Source organism: Micromonospora sp. RHAY321, assembly GCF_023896955.1.
GTDB lineage: Bacteria > Actinomycetota > Actinomycetes > Mycobacteriales > Micromonosporaceae > Micromonospora.
The window spans coordinates 127214-148890 of record NZ_JAMHIW010000006.1 but is presented as its reverse complement, the minus strand read 5'-3'; the positions used below and the strand labels follow the sequence as shown (position 1 = coordinate 148890).

The following is a 21677-nucleotide window of genomic DNA, read 5'->3' as shown; positions in this document are numbered from 1 at the left end:
TAACCCATGAACGGTGAGCAGGCTGTACAGCTCGACGCGCTCGACGTGCGCTTGATCGAACTGCTCGCCGACGAGCCGCGGATCGGGGTGCTGGAGTGCTCCCGGCGGTTGGGCGTGGCCCGGGGCACCGTGCAGGCCCGGCTGGACAAGCTCGTCGACCGGGGTGTCATCCGCGGCTTCGGCCCGGACGTCTCACCCGCCGAGATCGGGTTCGGGGTGACCAGCTTCGTCACCCTGGAGATCAGTCAGCGGCAGGGCCACGACCCGGTCACCGCCCACCTGGCCGCGATCCCCGAGGTGCTGGAGGCCCACACGATCACCGGCTCCAGCGATCTGCTCTGCCGGATCGTGGCCCGCTCCAACACCGACCTGCAACGGGTCATCGACCAGATCGTCTCGTTCGCCGGCATCACCCGGGCGTCGACGATCATCGCGCTGGCCGAGCAGATCCCGTACCGCACGCTGCCCCTGATCCGCAGCGCCGTACGACAGTAGGGACCGGCCGTCCGGTCGCGCAGGCCCCTGTTAACACCTCCGGCCGCAGAAAGCGCGGCGACACGGCGGCGCGGGCGTACGGAAGATCCGTGATCGTGGCTACGGTGTGCGGTGTGGCGAAGGGGAGCGTGCGCGGTGGCCTGCTGCTCGGCCTCGCCGTGGTCGTCGCCCTCGCCGCCACCGGGGTGTGGAACCCTTTCCCGGGCCTGTGGGACTGGGTGGACCGCAGCCAACCCATCTCCGAACCGGACGTGGTCTGGCAGCAGCGGGTCGGCGGCACGCCGCGCAGCGTGACCATCGCCGGCGACACCGTGGTGGTCGAGCAACGCACCCGGGTCGAGTCCCGCAGCCTCGCCACCGGCGACAAGCTTTGGGAGCGCAAGGCCGACTGGTCGGCGGTCGCCGGCGGCGACCGCGACCCGGTCGTCGCCGTGGGCAAGCTGCTGGTCAAGGGCTACGAACTGCTCGACCCGACCACCGGAGCGACCCGGCGGCGCGACGACGACGCGGTGGCCGTCTGGACCTACCGGAACCTGCTGCTGGACGCCCACTGCACGGACGCCACCGACTGCACCCTGAGCGCCTGGGACCCGCGCGGCACCGCGCCACTGTGGACGGCCTTCCTGCCCGGAGTGCACAGTGGACTGCTCGCGGACAATCCCGGCCTGCGGGGCACCCGCCGGCTCACCGCCACCCGGGTCGACGACGGGGTAGCCGGGCCCGAGCCGGCGCCACCGCTGCTCGGCTTCCCGGTCGACGGCCGCGTGCACGTGGTCGACACCGCCACCGGGCGCGTGCTGCAGAACGTCGAACCGGGCCAGGACGAGCGACTCTCCGTGGTGGGCGGCCGGATGCTGCGGATCGTCGCCCGCTCCCAGGACGGCAGCTGCTACTTCGCCATCTCCGCCCGGGACCCGGCGACCGGCCAGGAGGCCTGGCAGCGGGCCGGGGTCAACCTGCGCACCGCCGACAGCGCCGGCTGCGTCCAGCGGGAGGACCCGCAGGGCGCGCGGAACGTCCTGATCGGCGTCGGCCCGGACGGCCGCGAGGCGGTGATCGACGGGTACGACGGGCGACTGCTCTGGGTCGGCGAACCGAACGCCCGGCTGATCGCCGTCGACGACCGTTACGCGGTGTTCCGGGCCGCCGACAAGCGGTCCGTGGTGGCCCGGGAGCTCGGCACCGACCGCGTCCTCTGGACCCGGCCCGCCAGCGGCAAGGCGGGTGCCGCGCTCACCCCGTACGCGGCGGTGGTCGCCGACGAGAAACCGAACCGGTTGGTCGCCGTGAACCCGCGGACCGGCCGGGAACTGGCCGCCCTGCGGACCTCCGCCAACGCCCTCGCCGTCGGGCCCCAAGGCATGATCATCGGTGAGGGGCGGGAGATCGGGTACGTCCGCTTCGGCGCCACCGGCGGCGGCCCCGCCCCGCCGCCCGGCGACGGTGGCATCCCCGGCCCGGGAGGCCCGGGTTCCAACCCCGACGACGGCGGCACCTGCGGGCCCAAGCGCGAACTCTGCCCCGACCCGGCCGATGGCAAGGACGGCTGAGCTCACGGTCCCTCGGGGCGTGCCTCGCCCTGAGTGGCGGTGCCCGGTAGGGGTTGGAAGCGCGGGCCCACCCGGCGGATGAGAGCGGCGTCCCACGAGCAGCCCGGCGGGTGGGAATGATCGACCGGTCTGCCCTAGGCTTGCCGCTCATGAGCAGTGCCGCCGCATTCTCGTACGCCCCCCTGCTGCCGACCGGCCCCGACCAGACGGACTACCGCCTGGTCACCGACGAGGGCGTGGACGTCGTACACGGCCCGGGAGGCCGCCGGTTCCTCACCGTGGAGCCGGCCGCGCTCACCGCGCTGACCGCCGAGGCGATGCACGACATCGCGCACTTCCTGCGACCGGCGCACCTGGCCCAGCTCCGGGCGATCATCGACGACCCTGCCGCCTCGCCGAACGACCGGTTCGTCGCCCTGGACCTGCTGCGCAACGCCAACATCGCCGCCGGCGGGGTGCTCCCGATGTGCCAGGACACCGGCACCGCCATCGTGATGGGCAAGCGCGGCCGGCACGTGCTGACCGACGGCGCCGACGCCGAGGCCATCTCCCGGGGCGTCTACCAGGCGTACACCAGGCTGAACCTGCGCTACTCCCAACTTGCCCCGCTGACCATGTGGGACGAGCGGAACACCGGCAGCAACCTGCCGGCCCAGGTCGACCTGTACGCCGAGGACCCGGACGGGCACCCCGACGCGTACAAGTTCCTGTTCATGGCCAAGGGCGGCGGCTCGGCCAACAAGTCGTACCTCTACCAGGAGACGAAGGCGCTGCTCAACCCGACGCGGATGATGCAGTTCCTGGAGGAGAAGCTGCGGCTGATCGGCACCGCCGCCTGCCCGCCGTACCACCTGGCCGTCGTCATCGGCGGCACCTCCGCCGAGTACGCCCTCAAGACCGCGAAGTACGCCAGCGCCAAGTACCTCGACGCGCTGCCCACCGCCGGCTCGATGAGCGCACACGGCTTCCGTGACCTGGAGCTGGAGGCCCAGGTGCTGGAGCTGACCCGCAACTTCGGCATCGGCGCGCAGTTCGGTGGCCGGTACTTCTGCCACGACGTACGGGTGGTCCGGCTGCCCCGGCACGGCGCCTCCTGCCCGGTGGCCATCGCCGTCTCCTGCTCGGCGGACCGGCAGGCGGTTGCCAAGATCACCCCGTCGGGTGTGTGGCTGGAGCGGCTGGAGACCGACCCGGCGCGCTTCCTGCCCGACGTCACCGACGACTCTCTCGACGCCGAGATGGTCGTCCGGGTCGACCTGAACCGGCCGATGGACGAGATTCGCGCCGAGCTGTCCAAGTACCCGGTGAAGACCCGGCTGTCGCTGTCGGGCCCGCTGGTGGTGGCCCGCGACATCGCCCACGCCAAGATCGCCGAACGGCTGGACGCCGGCGAGCCGATGCCGCAGTACCTGCGGGACCACGCGGTCTACTACGCCGGCCCGGCGAAGACGCCCGAGGGTTACGCCTCGGGCTCGTTCGGCCCGACCACGGCCGGCCGGATGGACGCCTACGTGGAGAAGTTCCAGGCCGCCGGTGGCTCGCAGGTGATGCTGGCAAAGGGCAACCGGTCGGGCCAGGTGACCCGCTCCTGCCAGCAGCACGGGGGCTTCTACCTCGGCTCGATCGGCGGCCCCGCGGCACGCCTCGCCCAGGACTGCATCAAGCACGTCGAGGTCCTGGAGTACCCGGAGCTGGGCATGGAGGCGGTCTGGAAGATCGAGGTGGAGGACTTCCCCGCGTTCATCGTCGTCGACGACAAGGGCAACGACTTCTTCGCCGAGGTCACCAAGCCGGTGCTCACCGTCGGCCGCCGCTGACCCGGCCGACACGCGAGGGGGCACCGGGCTGATCGGCCCGATGCCCCCTCTGTCGTCCGTGCACTACCGACATCGGTGCGCCCGCCCCGCTGGGGTGGAACGGGCGCACCGCCCCCGTCGGATGTCGTCACCGACAACCCGGAGCGAGTCTCCGGGTTGTCGCTGTCGATCCGCTCTCAGATCACTATCGACGGATCGGGGCGATCCGTGACCGCCGGGCTACTCTGCTGGAAGTTGCACGGTCAATGCGGGGGAAGCAGATGCGGTTCGGGATCCTGGGGCCTCTGCGGGTCGGCGGTGGCGAGTCCACCGTCACCGCCGGTCGCGACCGGATCGTGCTCGCCATGCTGCTGTTGCGCGCCCACCGGCTGGTGCCGGTCGAGGAGCTGGTCGACGCGGTCTGGGAGGAGCACCCGCCGGTCACCGCCCGGGCACAGTTGCAGACCTGCGTGTCGCGGTTGCGGCGCCGGCTCGCCGAGCTCGGGTTGGCGCCGGAGACCATCGTCACCGACCCTGCGGGCTACGGCGTCCGTACCGGGCCTGCGGAGCTGGACGCCGAGGTCTTCACCCGGGGTGTGGAGGCAGCCCGTGCAGCGGTCACGGCCGGGCGGTTGACCGACGCCCGTGACCGGTTCCGTGCTGCCCTGGCGCTCTGGCGGGGGCCGGCGCTCGGCGGCATCCCCGGCCGCAGCGTCCGCCGTCGTGCGCAGGCGCTCGACGAGCAGCGCCTCACCGCGTTGGAGGAGTGCGTCGACGTCGAGCTGCGCCTCGGGCGCGCCGCCGAACTGATCGAGGAGCTGACCGAGAGCGTCGACCAGCACCCCCTGCGGGAGCGGCTGCGGGTCCACCTGATGCTCGCGCTCTCCTCGGTCGGCCGGCAGGCCGACGCGCTCGCGGTCTACCGGGAGGGCCGGCGGATCTACGCCGACGAGTTGGGCATCGAGCCGGGCGCCGAGTTGCAGGAACTGCACCAACGGGTGCTCGCCGGCGACCTTGCCCTGGCCGGCCGGGAAACCCGCCCGGTCGCCCCGGTCCGCTCGCTGCCTCGCGCCATCGGTGACTTCACCGGCCGGCAGCAGACGGTCGCCCGCCTGGTCAAGGAGGTGGAGGAGAACGTCGCCCAGATCCAACTGATCGACGGGATGGCCGGCAGCGGCAAGACCACCCTCGCCGTGCACGTCGCCACGGCTCTCGCCGACCGCTACCCGGACGCCCAGCTCTTCATCGACCTGCACGGGCACAGCGAGCGCAGCCCGTTGACGCCCGGCGCGGCCGTGGCGACCCTGCTGCGTCAGCTCGGGATTCCGGCGGAGCGGGTGCCGGTGAACCTGGACGACCGGCTGGCGCTCTGGCGGACGGAGCTGGCCGGCCGGCGCGCCCTGGTGGTGTTCGACAACGCGGCCAGCGCCGACCAGGTGACCCCGCTGCTGCCCAACAGCCCGCGCTGCCTCGTCCTGATCACCAGCCGCCGTCGGCTGGTCGGGGTGGACGAGGGACGACCGTCGTCACTACCGGTGCTCGACGCCGACGAGGCCGTCGAGCTGCTCGGGCGGGTGGCCGGCGCGGACCGGGTGGCGGCGGAGCCGGAGGCCGCCGCCGAGGTGGTCCGCCGCTGCGGGCACCTGCCGCTGGCCATCCGGCTGGCCGGCGCCCGGCTGGCGCACCGCCCCCGCTGGCGGATCGCCGACCTGGCCGAGCGGCTGACCTCCCGGCGGGACCCGCTGGCCGAGTTCGAAGCGGGCGAGCGGTCCGTCGGCCGCGCCTTCGCCCTGTCGTACGCCCAGGTGTCGCCGGCGGCGCAGCGCGCGTTCCGGCTGCTGGGCCTGCACCCGGGGGTACGGTTCGACAACCCGGTCGTCGCCGTTCTCGCGGAGCTGCCCCTACCCGAGGCACAGGACCTGCTGGACGAGCTGGTCGACGCGCACCTCGCGGAGGAGGCGGAGCCGGGCCGGTACCGACTGCACGACCTCGTCCGGGAGTACGCGCGGACGCTGGTTGCCGGGCCGGAGCGGGCCGCCGAGCGGCGGGACGGTGTCGAGCGACTGCTCAGCCACCACCTGCACGTCGCCGCGACGATCGCCCAGAGGACGGAGCTGTCGTCGGGTCACTCGCTGACGCTGTTGCCCGAGCCGGTCCGCCCCGACCTGGTCGCGCTCGTCGCGGAGCAGGGTCGGGCCTGGTTCGACGAGAACCTGCCCGCGTTGAGCGCCCTGGTCCGGCTCGCGGATGCCGAAGGGTTTCCGCGCCACTGCTGGCAGTTGGCGCGGGCCTGCTGGCACGCCCAGTTCGAGGGCGGTCGACTCGACGAGCTGATCGAAACGCACACCGTCGGCCTGCGCGCCGCCGAGGAGTTGGGTGACGACGCGGCGGTGGCCATGACGCTGAACTACCTCGCGTCGGCCCACTACCGCCTCGGCGGGTACTCCGAGTCGATCCGACTGATGGAGAGGGCGGTCGACCTCTACCGCCGGCTCGGGTCGCGTCGCGATGTCCGTAACACCCTGGGCAACCTGGGCACCGCGCACGCCGCCAACGGCGGTTACCGCCGGGGCCGGGAGTGCTACGACGCGTCCGCCGCGCTGGCGCGGCGGATGCAGGACTCGGTGGCGCTGGCGAACGTGCTCAACAATCTGTCGATCGCCCTGCTCCTCTGGGGCCGGCACGAGGAGGCCCTGCGCACGGCGAGGCGCCACCTGGCCCTGGGCCGGGAGATCGGCGACCCGCGGCAGATCGGCAACGCCTTCGGGCACCTGGGCATGATCCGGCACCGGATGGGCGACCTGGCGCCGGCCGCCCGGCTGCTGAGGGTGGCGCTGCGTCTCAAGAGGCGGGCCGGTGCTCGTTTCGGCGAGGGCGAGGTGCTCAACGAGATCGCGACCATGGAACGGGAGGCCGGTCACCCGGAGCGCGCCGCCGACCTGCACCGCGCGGCCCTCGTCGCGATGGCCGAGGCGGGGGACCGGATCGCCCAGTGCGCCACGCGCAACCTGTTGGCCCGGGCGATCCTGGATCAGGGTGACGTGACCAGCGCCCTCGACCTGCACCGCCGGGTGCTCGCCGACGCCACCCGGTTGGCCGCCCGTCAGGAGCAGTCCCGGGCGCTGGTGGGGATGGCCCGCTGCGTTCGGTACACGGACCCGGCGGCGTGCCGCGCGCACCTGGTCAGGGCGATGTACCTGTTGCGGGAGATCGACTCGCCGGACCAGCGCGAGGTGGAGCAGTTGCTGGCCGAGTTGGACTGACGGATCATCTGCAAGTCGGCGACGGGCGCGGCAGGATGGTACGCGTGACGACTCCAGAGGCGACCGGTTACCGGATCGAACGTGACTCGATGGGTGAGGTGGAGGTGCCCGCCGAGGCGCTGTGGCGGGCGCAGACCCAGCGTGCGGTGCAGAACTTCCCGATCTCCGGCCGGGGCATCGAGCCGGCCCAGATCAAGGCGCTCGCCCAGATCAAGGGTGCGGCCGCGGAGGTCAACGGCGAGCTGGGTGTGATCGACGCGGACGTGGCGTCGGCGATCGCCGCGGCCGCGGCCCACGTGGCCGACGGCGGCTACGACGACCAGTTCCCGATCGACGTGTTCCAGACGGGGTCGGGGACGTCGTCCAACATGAACGCCAACGAGGTGATCGCCACCCTGGCCACCCGGGAGCTGGGCCGGGACGTGCACCCGAACGACGACGTCAACGCTTCCCAGTCGAGCAACGACGTCTTTCCGTCCTCGATCCACCTGGCCGCCACGCAGTTCATCGTGGAGGATCTGCTGCCGTCGCTGACCCACCTCGCGGAGGCGTTGGAGGTCAAGGCGGCAGAGTTCGAGACCGTGGTCAAGGCCGGGCGTACGCACCTGATGGACGCCACCCCGGTCACGCTGGGGCAGGAGTTCGGCGGGTACGCCGCCCAGGTCCGCTACGGGGTCGAGCGGCTGGAGGCGGCGCTGCCCCGGTTGGCCGAGCTGCCGCTGGGTGGCACCGCCGTGGGCACCGGGATCAACACCCCGCTCGGCTTCGCCGCCGCCGTGATCGGCAAGCTGCGCGAGTCGACCGGGTTGCCGCTGGCCGAGGCGCGCAACCACTTCGAGGCACAGGGTGCCCGCGACGCGCTGGTGGAGACCTCGGGGCAGCTGCGGACGGTGGCGATCGGCCTTTACAAGATCGCCAACGACATCCGCTGGATGGGCTCCGGCCCCCGGGCGGGCCTGCGGGAGCTGCGCATCCCCGACCTCCAGCCCGGCTCCTCGATCATGCCGGGCAAGGTCAATCCGGTGGTCGCCGAGGCGATGCGGCAGGTCTGTGCCCAGGTGATCGGCAATGACGCCACGGTCGGCTTCGCCGGTTCGCAGGGCGACTTCGAGCTGAACGTGATGCTCCCGGTGATGGGCCGCAACCTGCTGGAGTCGATCCGGCTGCTGGCCACGACGAGCCGGCTGTTCGCCGACCGCCTGGTGGCCGGCGTGGTCGCGGACGCCGAGGTCTGCCTGGCGTACGCCGAGGGCTCGCCGTCGATCGTCACCCCGCTCAACCGCTACCTCGGGTACGACGAGGCCGCTTCGGTCGCCAAGGAGGCGCTGGCCAGGCAGACCTCGATCCGCGAGGTGGTGATCTCCCGGGGGCATGTCGACTCGGGCAAGCTCAGCGAGACCCAGCTCGACGAGGCGCTCGACCTGCTCCGGATGACCCATCCCTGACCGGGTGGTCGCCGGTGCGCCGGAAATCGGCTCGACGGTGTCGGTTCGCGGCGCGATGATCCCGCCATGGGCGGAGAAGACGAGGGCCTGCCGCCGGTGACCGAGCGGCTGCGGTTCCGGCGGCTCGCCATGGCCGACGTGGACGCGTTGGTCGAGCTGGACAGCGATCCCGAGGTGATGCGCTTCCTCACCGGTGGTGTCGCCACCCCGCCAGCCACGGTCCGGGACGAGCAGTTGCCGAGGCTGCTGGCCCAGTACGACCGGCATCCGGGGCTCGGCCGCTGGGCGGCGCTCGACCGGGAGACCGGCGCTTTCCTGGGCTGGTTCGCGCTCGACCCGTCGGAGGACGGCACGGAGGCCGAGCTGGGCTACCGGCTGCGCCGCTCGACGTGGGGGCGTGGGCTGGCCACCGAGGGTTCCCGGGCGCTGGTCCGGTACGCCTTCGCCACCGTCGGCGTGCGCCGGGTCTGGGCCGAGACGATGGCGGTCAACGAACGCTCCCGGCGGGTGATGGCGAAGGCGGGCCTGCGCTACGTACGGACCTTCCACCTGCAGTGGGACGACCCGATTCCGGGCACCGAGCACGGCGAGGTGGAGTACGAGTTGCGGGCCGGGGAGTGGGCGGACACCGTTCAGGAACGGCCGGCGGCCCGCCGGGCACGGTAGGCGGTCACGGCGGCACGGTTGCCGCACCCGGCGTCGCAGAACCGCCGCGACCGGTTGCGGGACAGGTCGACGACCACGTTGTCGCAGTCCGGGTACTCGCAGATCCGCAGCCGGCTCAGCTCCCCGGCACGGACCAGGTCGGCCATCGCCATCGCGGCCTCCACCGCGATCCGGGTGGCCAGCGGCGCATCCCGGGGTACGGCGTGCAGGTGGTACGGCTCGTCGTCGTGCTCGATGAGCTGTGGCAGCGCCCGGTGTTCGAGCAGCAGGCCGTTGACCACGGCGACGATCTCGGCGGGCTCGGCGTACCAGATGCGGCGCAGCCGGGGCCGCAGCTCCCGGACGGCGCGCAGCTCGGCCTCGGTGTGCTCGTGCCGGCCGCTGTAGGAGTGCCGGACGAAGAACGCGTCCAGCGCGGCGATGTCGGGCAGCAGTTCGCCGTCCCGGCCCGCCGTGTTGACGAGCGCGGCGGCGGCGATCAGCGAACATTCGGTGTCATGAGCGAAAAGCAACTTGACTCCTGTCACAGGGGCCGCCTAGCGTCATGGGCACAAGGATAGTTTGCTCATGACACGGTGCCGTCCCGAGGAGCGCGAGATGCAGTCACGACCCGCCGCCGGTGCCGCGCTGGCGCTGGTCTCCGCGTTCACCTTCGCCACCTCGGGCACCTTCGCGCGGTCGCTCATCGAGGCCGGCTGGTCGGCCGAGGCCGCCGTGATCGCCCGGGTCGGCGTGGCCGCCCTGGTGCTGGCGATCCCCGCGCTGCTCTCGCTGCGCGGCCGGTGGCACGTGCTGCGGCAGAACACCGCGGCGATCGGAATGTTCGGGCTCCTGGGTGTGGCGCTGGCCCAGGTCTGCTTCTTCAACGCGGTGCGCTACCTGCCGGTCGGCGTCGCGCTGCTGCTCGAGTACCTCGGCATCATCCTTGTCGTCGCCTGGATGTGGCTGCGGCACGGGCAGCGCCCCCGCCAGCTCACCGTGGCCGGATCGGTGGCCGCCCTGGCCGGGCTGGCGTTCGTGCTGGACCTCGCCGGCACCGCCGACTTCCACCCGGTGGGCGTGCTCTGGGGGCTGGGCGCCGCACTCGGTCTGGCCGGCTACTTCGTGCTCGCCGGTCGGGTCGATCCCCGGTTGCCCTCGGTCGCCATGGCCAGCGGCGGGATGGCCGTCGGCGCCGCCGCGCTGCTCATCATCGGGCTGACCGGTGTGCTGCCGCTGCGGGCCACCTTCGGTGAGGTCACCTTCGCCGGGCAGCGCACCAGCTGGCTGCTGCCCATCGTCGGGCTCTCCCTGGTGGCTGCCGTGATCGCGTACATGGCCGGCATCGCCGGCACCCGGATCCTCGGCCCCCGGCTCTCGTCGTTCGTGGGGCTGACCGAGGTGCTCTTCGCGGTGCTGATCGCCTGGCTGTTCCTGGACGAACTGCCCACCGCCTGGCAGTTGTTCGGCGGCGCGCTGATCGTCGCCGGGGTCGCCCTGGTGCGCCTCGACGAGCTGCGCGGGTCGCCGTCGGCGCCGGCACCCGCCGCGTCCGAGCCCGCGCTGGCCACCGACAGCCGATAGGCACCGTGGTGTTCGGCGGTTCCCGGCGGGCGGGCCTGCGCGCTCGGTGTGGTTGAACCGCACGGCCTGCCCAGGCCGGCCGGGTGCGTACCCGACGTCGCAGTGTCCACCGTGGCCGATCTTCCGGTGGTCTGCTGGCCGACCTGCCCGCGATGCCGGCTGACCGGCCGGCGGTACGGACCGATCTGCCCGGGGTTCGCGCCGACCCGGACGGGGCTCGCGTCGATCCGGGTGGATGAAGGAGAGATTCATCGCCATAACGGACGCTGACGTGGCGAAAACCCGCCGGGTGCTGTGTGATGGCTGCCACGTCCCTCAACGAGAGGATCCGATGTGGTGAGCAAGCGCTTCACCGCCGGTGCCGTCGCGACCGCGGCTGTGCTGGCACTTACGGCTGCGGGCTTGGGTGTACCGGCCAGCGCCGCGCCGACCAGCTCTCGAACCTTCACCGTCGTCGCCGAGGACGGCGTCGCCGCCGACGCGGCGGTGGCCGCCATCCGTGCCGCCGGCGGCACGGTGGTGGCCCGGTCCGACGAGGTCGGCATGTTCCAGGTGACCAGTGACCGGGCCGACTTCGCGGCCAGGGCCACGGCCGCCCCGGCCCTGATCGGCGCCGCCGAGCAGAAGGCCATCGGCCGCAAGCCGAAGCTGGACCGGGTCGAGCAGGAGCAGGTGCTGGCCAACACGGCCGCCGCCGGTGCCGCCGCCAAGAAGGGCGCCAAGCTCGACCCGCTCGACGAGAAGCTCTGGGGCCTGGAGATGATCCGGGCCGACCAGGCCCGCAAGATCGAGCCGGGTGACCGCCGGGTGACCGTCGGCGTGCTGGACACCGGCGTCGACGCCAGCAACCCGGACATCGCGCCGAACTTCAACTGGTCGCTGTCGCGCAACTTCGCGCCCGACATGACCGATGTGGACGGCCCGTGCGAGGTGCCGAGCTGCCTCGACGCGGTGGGCACCGACGACGGTGGGCACGGCACCCACGTGGCGGGCACCATCGGCGCCGCGGCCAACGGTCTCGGCCTCTCCGGCGTCGCCCCGAACGTCTCCCTGGTCGAGCTGAAGGGTGGCCAGGACTCCGGCTACTTCTTCCTCAACCCGGTCGTCAACGCTCTGCTCTACGCCGGCCGGTCCGGGATCGACGTGGTCAACATGTCGTTCTACGTCGACCCGTGGCTCTACAACTGCACCGCCAACCCGGCCGACTCCCCGACGAGCCAGGCCGAGCAGCGGGCCATCATCAAGGCGATGAAGCGCGCGCTGACCTTCGCCCACAACAAGGGCGTCACCCTGGTCGGCGCGCTCGGCAACAACAACGAGGACCTCGGCGCCCCGCGCACGGACACCACCAGTCCGGACTACGGCGCCGCCCCGTACGACCGGCCGATCGACAACAACAGCTGCTGGGACCTGCCCGCAGAGGGCCCGCACGTGATCGGCGTGTCGTCGGTCGGTCCGTCCGGCAAGAAGGCGGACTTCTCCAACTACGGCACCGAGCAGATCTCGGTCGCCGCGCCGGGTGGCTTCGCCCGGGACGGCTTCGGGACCCCGTCGTACAACAGCCCGGGCAACCGGATCCTCTCCACCTACCCGCTGAAGGTGCTCCAGGAGGAGCCGATCTCCGCCACCATCCCGGACCCCCGGGTGGACGCCAACGGCAACATCGACCCGCGGGTGGCCACGCTCGTCTTCAAGCAGTGCAAGGCCAACGGTGAGTGCGGCTACTACACCTACCTCCAGGGCACCTCGATGGCGTCCCCGCACGCCGCCGGTGTGGCCGCGCTGATCGTCAGCCGGTTCGGCAAGGCGGAGCGCCGGGGTGGCTTCGGGATGTCGCCGGACCTGGTCGAGCAGCACCTCTACCGGACGGCGGCCGAGCACGCCTGCCCGGAGCCGCGGCTGCAGCAGTACCGCAATGAGGGCCGGGACGAGACCTACGACGCCTACTGCGCCGGTGGGGTCAACTTCAACGGCTTCTACGGCTACGGGATCGTCGACGCCTACGCGGCGGTGAAGACCCCGCTCAAGCCGAACGCCCAGCCGTAAGGCAGCACGTCGGGGCCCGGTCGACCACGTCGGCCAGGCCCCGACGTCGTTTCCGCGTCTGGGCCGTCCGCGTCTGGGCCGTCCGCGTCTCGGCCGTGCGCGTCTCGGCCGTGCGCGTCTCGGCCTCGCGCTGTGGTCGCACGCCTTGATCGACTCGGGTTCCTTGATGGCGGGGTGTCACGGGCCTGCGGACCGCGCGGTTTCCCAGGAAGCCGAGTCGACCTTGTCAGTCGGGGCACTCACCGGCGCCAACCCCGACCGGCCAGCGCGCCGCGCACCTCGCGGAGCACCGCCGGGAACTCGGCGTGCAGGCGTCGGCTGGTCACGTGCAGCACCAGCCACCCGGCGCCGACGAGCAGGTTCAGCCGGCGGCGGTCGCGGTGCAACTGATCAGCGTCGGATTGCCACTGCCCGTCGTACTCGACCGCCACCCGAAACTGGGGCCAGGCCAGGTCGAGATGCAGGACGACACCGTTGGCCAGCCGGACCGGATGCTGGACCACCGGCCGGGGCAGCCCGCCGAGCACCAGCCGAACCCGCAACTGCGACTCCGGCGGCGACTGGGCGCCCGGATCGGCCAGCTCGAAGACCCACCGTGCCCGCCGCCCGCCAGACCGGTGCATGTTGTGGGCGGCCACGCCGGCCAGGGTGTCGCGATCCGTCAGCCCCTGCCCCAGCAGTGCGTCGACGATCGTGACCGCACGGACCGGCTCCAACCAGACGGCCGTCTCCCAGGCGGCCTGACCGGGGTCCGAGCGGGGTATCGCGTTCCCGACGCCTGCTGAGCACTCCGCTGCGACGTCGGGGAGCGGGGTGATGGGGTTGGCGTGCACGCGCAGGCCGCGTTGCGCGCCGATCCGCAGCGGGGATGGCACCAGGATGTGCACGTCGTCGGTGAAGGTGGCGGCGTGTTGGACACCGTGCAGGTAGGCGGCTGACGGGCCCGCGACCACCACGCCGGGCGGTAGCCGCAGGAGGGCCGCGCGACAGGCGAGGGCGTGGTCCCGGTCCAGTCGTGCGTCGGCGTACACGTCGTGGCGTAGTCGCACCCAGGCGGTGCTGCGCAGCTGGTGTTCGGTGAGCAGGTCGTCCCGGACAGCGTCGGAGCCGCGGAAGACCTGCCAGGCCAGAGTCTCGGGTCGGTGCGGACGTGGCGGCATGGCAGGCAGCGTGCCGACCGCCGAGCGGCCCTCGAAACCCCTGTGGAAAACCCCGCCCAGGTGCCCGGCCGGCCCCTGTGGACAAGAGCGGACGCACTCGCGGATCGTGGTATGGCACGGGCCTCGGTGAGGTGGGTGGGTCAGCGGAGGGCGACGGCGACGGCCGTGGCGGCGGCCAGCACCTGGGGGCCGACCGTGTCGACGTCCAGCGGCGCGAGCGCGACCACTCCGACGCTGGCCTCCAGCCCGGGCACACCGAGCACCGGCGCAGCCACCCCGTACGCCCCGGACTGCAACTCACCGCTGCTGCTCACCGGTTCCGCCACCCCGGCTCGGCCGGCCAGGATGGCCCGACCGGCAGCGCCCCGGTCCAGCGGATGCCGCGCCCCGGTCCGGTACGCGACGTGGAACGACGTCCAACTCGGCTCGACCACGGCCAGGGCGATGCCCTCGCCGCCCTCCACCACGGTCAGGTGTGCGGTGGCGCCGGCCTGCTCGGCGAGCCGGCGCAGCGCGGGCAGCGCCCCCTCGGCGAGCAGCGGCTGGGCGCGCCGGGCCAGGTGCAGCACCCCGGCGCCGAGGCGCAGCCGCCCGTCGCCGTCGCGGCGCAGCATGCCGTGCCCGGTCAGCGGGCCGACCAGCCGGTAGACGGCCGCCCGGCCGATGCCGAGCCGGTTCGCCACCTCGGTGACCGTCAGCCCGCCCGGCGCGTCGGCGACGAGGTGCAGCAGTCGCAACCCGCGGTCCAGGGTCTGTGATGCCTCCCCACCCCGTCCGCCGGCGTCGTCGGCCCGGCGGGCGCTGGCGCTGGGGCGGGCCGGCGGTTCGCCGGGGCGTGCGGTCGCATCCACGCCTGGCAGCGTACGACCCGGCACCGGCGGACTCGGACAGGCGCGGACGGCTACCCTTGTACGGTGACGCTACGCCTGTATGACACCGCCACCCGATCGGTGCGGGACTTCGTCCCGCGGGAAGCCGGCAAGGTGGGGGTCTACCTGTGTGGTCTCACCCTCCAGGCCCCGCCGCACATCGGTCACCTTCGCTCCGGCGTCAACTATGACGTGCTGCGTCGCTGGCTGCTGACCGTCGGCTACCAGGTCACCTTCATCCGCAACCTGACCGATATCGACGACAAGATCCTGGTCAAGGCGGGGGAGCAGGGCCGGCCGTTCTGGTCGATCGCGTACGCGAACGAGCTGATCCTCGCCGAGTCGTACCGGGCGCTGAACGTGTTGCCGCCCACCTACGAGCCGCGCGCCACCGGGCACATCCCCGAGATGCACGAGCTGATCACGAAGCTGATCGCCGACGGGCACGCCTACCCGGCCTCCGACGGCTCCGGCGACGTCTACTTCGACGTGGCCTCCTGGCCGGCGTACGGGTCGCTGTCGGGTCAGTCGCCCGACGCGATGCAGTCGGCCGGGGACGCCCCCGACCGCGGCAAGCGGGACCCGCGCGACTTCGCGCTCTGGAAGGGCGCCAAGCCGGGCGAGCCGGCGGACGCCTACTGGCCGTCGCCGTGGGGGTTGGGTCGCCCGGGCTGGCACATCGAGTGCTCGGCGATGTGCTGGCGCTACCTGGGTCCGGAGTTCGACATCCACGGCGGCGGGCTGGACCTGACGTTCCCGCACCACGAGAACGAGATCGCCCAGTCCCAGGCGGCCGGGTTGCCGTTCGCCCGCTACTGGGTGCACCACGGGCTGCTCAGCATCGGCGGGGCCAAGATGGGCAAGTCCGCCGGCAACGCCCTGGATCTGAGGTACGTGGATTCGCTCGGGGTGCGGCCGGTGGAGCTGCGCTACTACTACGCCGCCGCGCACTACCGCTCCGTGATCGACTACTCGGAGGACTCGCTGCGCGACGCGGCCACCGCGTACCGCCGGATCGAGGGTTTCGTGCTGCGGGCCGCCGAGCGGGTCGGTGCCGGGCACCTCGGCGAGCTGCCGGCCGGGTTCGCCGCGGCGATGGACGACGACCTCAACACCTCCGCCGCGCTGGCGGTGCTGCAACAGCAGCTCCGGGACGGCAACACCGCGCTGAGCACCGGCGACGATGTGACCGTCCGCACCACCCTGGCCTCTGTGCGGGCGATGCTGGATATCCTCGGCATCGACCCCCTCGACCCGGCCTGGACCGGTGGCGGCCGTACGGATGATCTGCGTGCCGTGGTGGACTCCCTGATCGCGCTGGCCCTGGAGCAGCGCGCGCAGGCCCGGGGCCGCAAGGACTGGGCCGCCGCCGACGCGGTACGCGACCAGCTCAAGCTGGCCGGCGTGGTGGTCGAAGACACCCCCCAGGGGCCCCGTTGGACTATTGGAGAGCAGGACTGATGGCCGGCAACTCGCAGCGCCGTGGCCGGCGACTGACGCCGAAGGCGGGCGCCCCCAAGGGCTCCGGCGGCAAGAACAAGGACTCCCTGGCCGGGCGGGGTCGCACCCTTCCCGCCGACGAGCGGCCCTGGCACAAGGGTTACTCGGGCACCGAGAAGCTGCCCCAGCGCACCGCCTGGAAGCAGGACAAGGAGCGTCGGGCGGCGGCTGAGGAGGGGCGTGCCCCGAAGATCGGCCAGCCGGGCAGCAAGGACACCACCTGGGGCAGGGGTGGCGGCCGGGGCGTTCCGGCCAACCGGGGTGGCAGCACCGGCGGCCGCGGCGGCAAGCCCGGCGGCCGGTCGGGTCCCCGGGTTACCCCGGGGCGCAAGTCCAACCCGGCGAGGGACACGCCGGAGCTGCTGGTCGGGCGCAACCCGGTGCTGGAGGCGCTGCGCGCCCAGGTGCCGGCGACGGCGCTCTACACCGCCCAGGGCATCGACATGGACGACCGGATCAACGAGATCATCCGGACCGCCGCCGACCGGGGCATCGCCAACCTGGAGATCAGCCGGGCCGAGCTGGACCGGATGACCGGCGGGGTGCTGCACCAGGGCGTCGGGCTCCAGGTGCCGCCGTTCGCGTACCAGCCGTTCGAGGACATGGTCGCCGCGGCGGTGGAGCAGCAGGCCCCTCTGCTGGTGGCGCTGGATGGTGTCACCGACCCCCGCAACCTGGGCGCGGTCATCCGGTCGGCGGCCGCGTTCGGCGCGCAGGGTGTCTTCGTACCCGAGCGTCGGGCTGCCGGGATCACGGCGACCGCCTGGCGGACCAGCGCCGGCGCGGCCGCGCGGGTTCCGGTGGCGCAGGTCACCAACCTGACCCGGTCGCTGAAGGCTTGCCGGGACGCCGGTTTCACGGTCGTCGGCCTGGACGCCGACGGCGACACCGACCTCTACGACCTGGAGGCCGCGGTCGGCCCGTTGGTCGTGGTGGTCGGCTCGGAGGGGCGCGGGCTGTCCCGGCTGGTCGGCGAGACCTGCGACCTGACCGTCAGCATCCCGATGATCTCCGAAGTCGAGTCGCTCAACGCCAGCGTGGCCGCTGCGGTCGCCCTGGCCGAGGTCTCCCGTCGCCGCGCGGCGGAACTGTAACGACACGTCGACGAGGCCCCGTTCCCACTGTGGGGACGGGGCCTCGTCGCGTCCGAGGGACCTGGCAGACAGCGGGGGCGGCCCGCCGAAGCGGACCGCCCCGTTGGTACGGCGTTACGTCAGATCCGGCTGCCGGTGGTGGCGTGGAAGACGTGGCTGCGGCCGGTGCGCGGCTTGACGAACACGGTGTCCCCCATGTTCGGCATCGAGCGCCGGTCGGTGCGGACGACGAAGCGCTCCGAGTTGCCACCCAGGGCGGCGTGGCCGTAGACGTTGGCGTCCGAGCCCAGGTCCTCGACCAGCTCGACGACGACCGGCATGCCACCCTCGGTCGGGCTGACCAGGTCGCAGTCCTCCGGGCGGAAGCCCACGGTGACCTTGCCGTCGCCGCCCTCGGCCCGGGCCGCCGCGACCTGCTCGCGGGTCAGCGGGATCTGCAGCTCGGCGAACTCGGCGCCCTGCTCGTTCAGCGGGACGGTCTTGATGTTCATGGCGGGGGAGCCCATGAAGCCGGCGACGAAGACGTTGGCCGGGGTGTCGTAGAGCGCCCGCGGGGTGTCCACCTGCTGGAGGACACCGTCGAGCAGCACCGCGACCCGGTGACCCATGGTCATGGCCTCGACCTGGTCGTGCGTGACGTAGACCGTGGTGACGCCCAGCTTGGCCTGCAGCGAGGCGATCTGGGTACGGGTCTGCACGCGCAGCTTGGCGTCGAGGTTCGACAGCGGCTCGTCCATGAGGAAGACCTGCGGCTCGCGGACGATCGCCCGGCCCATCGCGACACGCTGACGCTGACCACCGGAGAGCGCCTTCGGCTTGCGGCTGAGGTACTCCTCCAGCTGGAGCAGCCCGGCTGCCTCCTTGACCCGCCGGTCGATCTCCGACTTGGAGGTCTTGCGCAGCTTGAGGGCGAACGCCATGTTCTCGTACACCGTCATGTGCGGGTAGAGGGCGTAGTTCTGGAAGACCATCGCGATGTCGCGGGCCTTCGGGGGCAGGTGGGTGACGTCGCGCTGGTCGATGTAGATCGAGCCGGCGTCCACGTCCTCCAAGCCGGCGAGCATCCGCAGGCTGGTGGACTTGCCACAACCGGAGGGGCCGACCAGGACGAGGAACTCGCCGTCGCCGATCTCGAGGTCCAGCTCGTTGACGGCGGGACGCTCTTGGCCCGGGTAGACCCGGGATGCCTTGGAATAGGTGACCGTAGCCATGGTGAAGCGCTTCCTTTCACCGGCAGGAACGTGCCGGACGATCCGAGTGAAGGAGCGACCGGCACGGTGGCCGTGCCGGTCAACGGACGGCCGGGTCGGTCGCGAGGGCGACCGCACCTGTCCTCCGTGTCACTGCACCGTAAACGGCTTTCCCCGCGCTGCCAAGGCAGGGGAGTATCAGGGGTGGCGCATTGCCTACACAATCCGGGCACTCAGGCACGGTCAGACATCAATCGACGTACGAGTGGACGGCGCGAGGCCGTACGGGCGTCGGGTTGTTGACGTTTCCCATGCTCGGGAGGCCTCGCGAGCGGGATAACCGGACGTCAGTCGCTATGCTGACCTCGACGCACGCGCCCCTGTAGCTCAGCTGGCCAGAGCACTCGCCTTGTAAGCGAGATGTCGCCGGTTCGATCCCGGCCGGGGGCTCCAATTCCACCAGGCTTTCCCGACGGGCACTGCCGTGAGTCGACCGGTTGACGCAACCGGGTCACGACAGCCGCCCGTCAAGGCGCCCGAGAGGGCCGCACGCGCCGCCGCCTCGGCGAGCCTCCGACACGCCGCCATCAGGGCGGGTGGGTTGCGGCGGCCGGGCCCGGTGGTACCTGGCCAGGGCTGAATCCCCGTGGCAAATCATGCCGTTGCGGTAGAACTGTGGAGTGAGCCGAACTCGGCTGGAGGTATTCAGCGATGCGGTCTTCGCGGTCGCGATCACGCTACTCGCGTTGAATCTGGCGGTGGCCGGCCCGGGTCATGGCCCGCTCCTGCATCAGGTCGCCGACCACTGGCCTGCATTTGTCGCCTACCTGATCAGCTTCGCCACGATCGGGCTGATCTGGATCAACCATCACGCCCTCGTCCAGAACGTCGTCGTCGTTGACCGGACCCTGGCCCTCCTCAACCTCGTCCTGCTGCTGTTCGTCGTCCTCATCCCGGTAGATACGGCGACGGTGGCCAAGTACCTCGCACTGGGCGGGCAGGACGCCCGGGTAGCGGTACTTCTGTATGCGGCTGCCTTCATGGGGATGGGATTCAGCTTCGCAGGGATCTTCGAATGGACCTTGCGTTCCGGGCGGCTCAAGCAGCCGTTGCCGCAGCGGGCACGTTGGAAGGCGCGGCTGCGATTCGGGGCAGCGTCGGTCCTGTATCTGGCCGCGATCGCCGTCGCGTTCGTCAGCCCGCCGGCGGCACTGGCCATCATCGGCGCCGTCCCCGTTTACTACATCTTCGAACGCCTCGAGGTGGTCGGCTCTCCAACAGCCGAGCGGCAGCAATGAGTCGCTGCCGAGCGAGGGCGTCCTTGTGCCGCTCATGATGATGCTCTTTGTCGCCATGCTGCGGGTCATTGCGGCAGCAACCGCGCTCGATGGCCGGCCACTCCTATAGTGCCGGTATCACCGACCGCGAAGGAGTCGCATGAACCCGGTCGTCGCGATCATCGGGAGCGCCCAGGTGGACCGCGCCTACTCGCCCGCCGTGCGTGATCCGGAGGCTGCGGCGGCCGCGGCGGTGGAGCTGGGAGCGGAACTCGCCGCACAGGGATGCCACATCATCGTCTACTCCAGCGACCCGAGGTACCTGGAGTGCGACGTCGTGCGGGGGTACGTGGGCTCCGGTCGGGCCGAGCGCGGGTCGATCCTGGTTCGCGGGCGGTACGGGAAGGACGTCGGCTTCGAGGAAGCCCACCAGAACCCGTCGGTCTTCACGGTCGTGCCCGAGTCGACCGACGACTGGGAGGTCGCCTTCTACCGGTCGTTGCTGACGGCCGACGCCCTGCTGTTGGTGGGCGGCGGGCGGTCCACGTTCATCGCCGGGCTCCTCGGCCTGTCCCGGCGCGTCCCGATCGCCCCGGTGGCGGCGTTCGGTGGTGGTGCCGAGAAGGTCTGGCACCGGCTCAACGGTGAGCGCAACGTGGCCACCGAGGAGGAGGTGGCGCTGCTGGCCAGGCCGTGGCAGCCGGACGCCGCCCAGTCGATCGTCGCAGGGCTCCGTACCCAGGTCGAACGCCACCGGGTGCAGGAGCAGGCCGCCCGACAGGCCGAGCGCACCGCCCGTCGGCGAACGGTGGCCGGCCTGGTCACGGCGTTGGTCCTGCTCGTTCTCGCCGTCGCGACGATCCCTCTGGCCCATGCCGCGCCCACTGGCGGTTGGCAGGCCATCTCGGTGCTGGTGGCGGCTCCGCTGCTGGCGTCGGCCTGGGGGGCCGTCGTCCGCAACGCCTACGACGGCAGCGGCAACTGGCTGCGAGCGGCGGCGGTGGGTTCGGCGGCCGGCGTCATCGCGTTCCTCCTGTTCGTCGCGGCCCAGCTCTCCACCAACCCGGATCTGCTGGCCGACGGCAGCGCGCGGCAGCTCGTGTTCTTCGTGTTGGCCATCGGATTCATCGGCGGCTTCACGTCGGAGACCGTGTACGGGAAGTTGCGGGCACAGGACGTCACCCAGACGTCGGTCCTGCCCCCGCCCGGCGGCTGACCAGCCCCCGGACCGCAGGCGAGCGGCGGCGGCGGGCACCGGCCGTATGCTGGGCGGCAGCACGAGCGCGGGCACCCGCCCGCGACGGTGTCGTCCAACGGATCGGGTGTGACGCGAGCTGATGAGTCGCGCGGTGGAGGAGTCGAACCGGGCGATGCTGCGTGCCCGCGACGCGATGGACCGCGCGTACGCCGAGCCGCTGGACATTCCGGCGCTGGCCCGGATCGCCCATGTCTCCGAGGCGCACTTCATCCGGACCTTCCGGGCCACCTTCGGTGAGACCCCGCACCGCTACCTGCAACGTCGACGGGTCGAGCGGGCCATGTCGCTGCTGGTGGAGACCCGGCGGGACGTCACCGACATCTGCTTCGCTGTCGGCTTCAGCAGCCTCGGCACGTTCAGCCGGACGTTCCGGCAGATCGTCGGCGAGTCACCCTCGGACTTCCGTCGGCGCGGGACGCCGACGAACGTGCCGTCCTGTTTCACCAAGGCCTGGACCCGACCAAGCAGTTTTGGATAGCAACAGGTCAGTTTTGGATAAGCAGCA

17 protein-coding genes and 1 tRNA gene are annotated in these 21677 nt (G+C 71.9%); 14 read left to right on the top strand and 4 right to left on the bottom strand.

Annotated elements, in window-relative coordinates:
- Nucleotides 1-6 precede the first annotated feature (6 nt).
- From M8C17_RS16180 to M8C17_RS16155, 6 genes are all read left to right on the top strand, one after another.
- Nucleotides 7-495: an Lrp/AsnC family transcriptional regulator gene (locus M8C17_RS16180; protein WP_252417289.1), complete on the top strand. Its 489-nt coding sequence runs from the start codon at nt 7-9 to the stop codon at nt 493-495.
- A 104-nt stretch (nt 496-599) separates the two neighbouring features.
- The gene (locus M8C17_RS16175; protein ID WP_374558560.1) at nt 600-2045 is read left to right on the top strand and encodes a PQQ-binding-like beta-propeller repeat protein; all 1446 of its coding nucleotides are present in this window, start codon (nt 600-602) and stop codon (nt 2043-2045) included.
- A 149-nt stretch (nt 2046-2194) separates the two neighbouring features.
- Nucleotides 2195-3862, top strand: a complete 1668-nt coding sequence (locus M8C17_RS16170; RefSeq protein ID WP_252417287.1) for a fumarate hydratase — start codon at nt 2195-2197, stop codon at nt 3860-3862.
- Between the two features lie 260 nt (nt 3863-4122).
- Nucleotides 4123-7104, top strand: a complete 2982-nt coding sequence (locus M8C17_RS16165) for an AfsR/SARP family transcriptional regulator (RefSeq protein ID WP_252417286.1) — start codon at nt 4123-4125, stop codon at nt 7102-7104.
- A 35-nt stretch (nt 7105-7139) separates the two neighbouring features.
- Entirely contained in the window at nt 7140-8549 is a 1410-nt protein-coding gene (locus M8C17_RS16160) for a class II fumarate hydratase (RefSeq protein WP_252417285.1), read from the top strand.
- A gap of 66 nt (nt 8550-8615) precedes the next feature.
- A complete protein-coding gene (locus tag M8C17_RS16155) occupies nt 8616-9215 on the top strand; it encodes a GNAT family N-acetyltransferase (protein WP_252417284.1) in 600 nt (199 codons plus the stop codon).
- Here M8C17_RS16155 and M8C17_RS16150 read toward each other — a convergent pair.
- Complete coding sequence (locus tag M8C17_RS16150) at nt 9182-9727, bottom strand: CGNR zinc finger domain-containing protein (RefSeq protein ID WP_252417283.1); 546 nt, start codon at nt 9725-9727, stop codon at nt 9182-9184. The two genes, M8C17_RS16155 and M8C17_RS16150, sit on opposite strands and share 34 nt — an antisense overlap.
- A gap of 85 nt (nt 9728-9812) precedes the next feature.
- On the opposite strand from M8C17_RS16150, the gene M8C17_RS16145 reads away from it, so the two are divergent.
- Nucleotides 9813-10778: a DMT family transporter gene (locus tag M8C17_RS16145; protein ID WP_252417282.1), complete on the top strand. Its 966-nt coding sequence runs from the start codon at nt 9813-9815 to the stop codon at nt 10776-10778.
- Between the two features lie 336 nt (nt 10779-11114).
- Entirely contained in the window at nt 11115-12824 is a 1710-nt protein-coding gene (locus M8C17_RS16140; protein WP_252417281.1) for a S8 family serine peptidase, read from the top strand.
- A 239-nt stretch (nt 12825-13063) separates the two neighbouring features.
- Here M8C17_RS16140 and M8C17_RS16135 read toward each other — a convergent pair whose 3' ends face one another.
- Together M8C17_RS16135 and M8C17_RS16130 are read right to left on the bottom strand one after the other, a co-directional pair.
- A complete protein-coding gene (locus M8C17_RS16135) occupies nt 13064-13984 on the bottom strand; it encodes a hypothetical protein (protein ID WP_252417279.1) in 921 nt (306 codons plus the stop codon).
- Nucleotides 13985-14124: 140 nt separating this feature from the next.
- Nucleotides 14125-14835: an IclR family transcriptional regulator gene (locus M8C17_RS16130; protein WP_374558488.1), complete on the bottom strand. Its 711-nt coding sequence runs from the start codon at nt 14833-14835 to the stop codon at nt 14125-14127.
- A 63-nt stretch (nt 14836-14898) separates the two neighbouring features.
- Between M8C17_RS16130 and cysS the strand changes: the two genes are divergently transcribed.
- Nucleotides 14899-16314 (top strand): cysteine--tRNA ligase, encoded by a 1416-nt coding sequence (gene cysS, locus M8C17_RS16125; RefSeq protein WP_252417277.1) that lies wholly within the window; start codon nt 14899-14901, stop codon nt 16312-16314.
- Nucleotides 16314-17447, top strand: coding sequence for a 23S rRNA (guanosine(2251)-2'-O)-methyltransferase RlmB (rlmB, locus tag M8C17_RS16120; RefSeq protein ID WP_252417276.1), 1134 nt, complete (start codon nt 16314-16316; stop codon nt 17445-17447). The genes cysS and rlmB overlap by 1 nt, the downstream gene beginning before the upstream one ends.
- A 119-nt stretch (nt 17448-17566) precedes the next feature.
- Here the strand turns inward: rlmB and M8C17_RS16115 are convergent, their stop codons facing one another.
- Nucleotides 17567-18658, bottom strand: coding sequence for an ABC transporter ATP-binding protein (locus M8C17_RS16115; protein WP_252417275.1), 1092 nt, complete (start codon nt 18656-18658; stop codon nt 17567-17569).
- 355 nt (nt 18659-19013) lie between these two features.
- On the opposite strand from M8C17_RS16115, the gene M8C17_RS16110 reads away from it, so the two are divergent.
- From M8C17_RS16110 to M8C17_RS16095, 4 genes are all read left to right on the top strand, one after another.
- Nucleotides 19014-19090: transfer RNA gene (locus M8C17_RS16110), tRNA-Thr, on the top strand.
- Between the two features lie 227 nt (nt 19091-19317).
- Entirely contained in the window at nt 19318-19935 is a 618-nt protein-coding gene (locus tag M8C17_RS16105; RefSeq protein WP_252417274.1) for a TMEM175 family protein, read from the top strand.
- Nucleotides 19936-20074: 139 nt separating this feature from the next.
- Nucleotides 20075-21130: a hypothetical protein gene (locus tag M8C17_RS16100; RefSeq protein WP_252417273.1), complete on the top strand. Its 1056-nt coding sequence runs from the start codon at nt 20075-20077 to the stop codon at nt 21128-21130.
- A gap of 121 nt (nt 21131-21251) precedes the next feature.
- Nucleotides 21252-21650 carry a helix-turn-helix domain-containing protein gene (locus tag M8C17_RS16095; protein ID WP_252417272.1) on the top strand — a complete coding sequence of 133 codons (399 nt, stop codon included), beginning with the start codon at nt 21252-21254 and terminating at the stop codon, nt 21648-21650.
- Nucleotides 21651-21677: the final 27 nt, after the last annotated feature.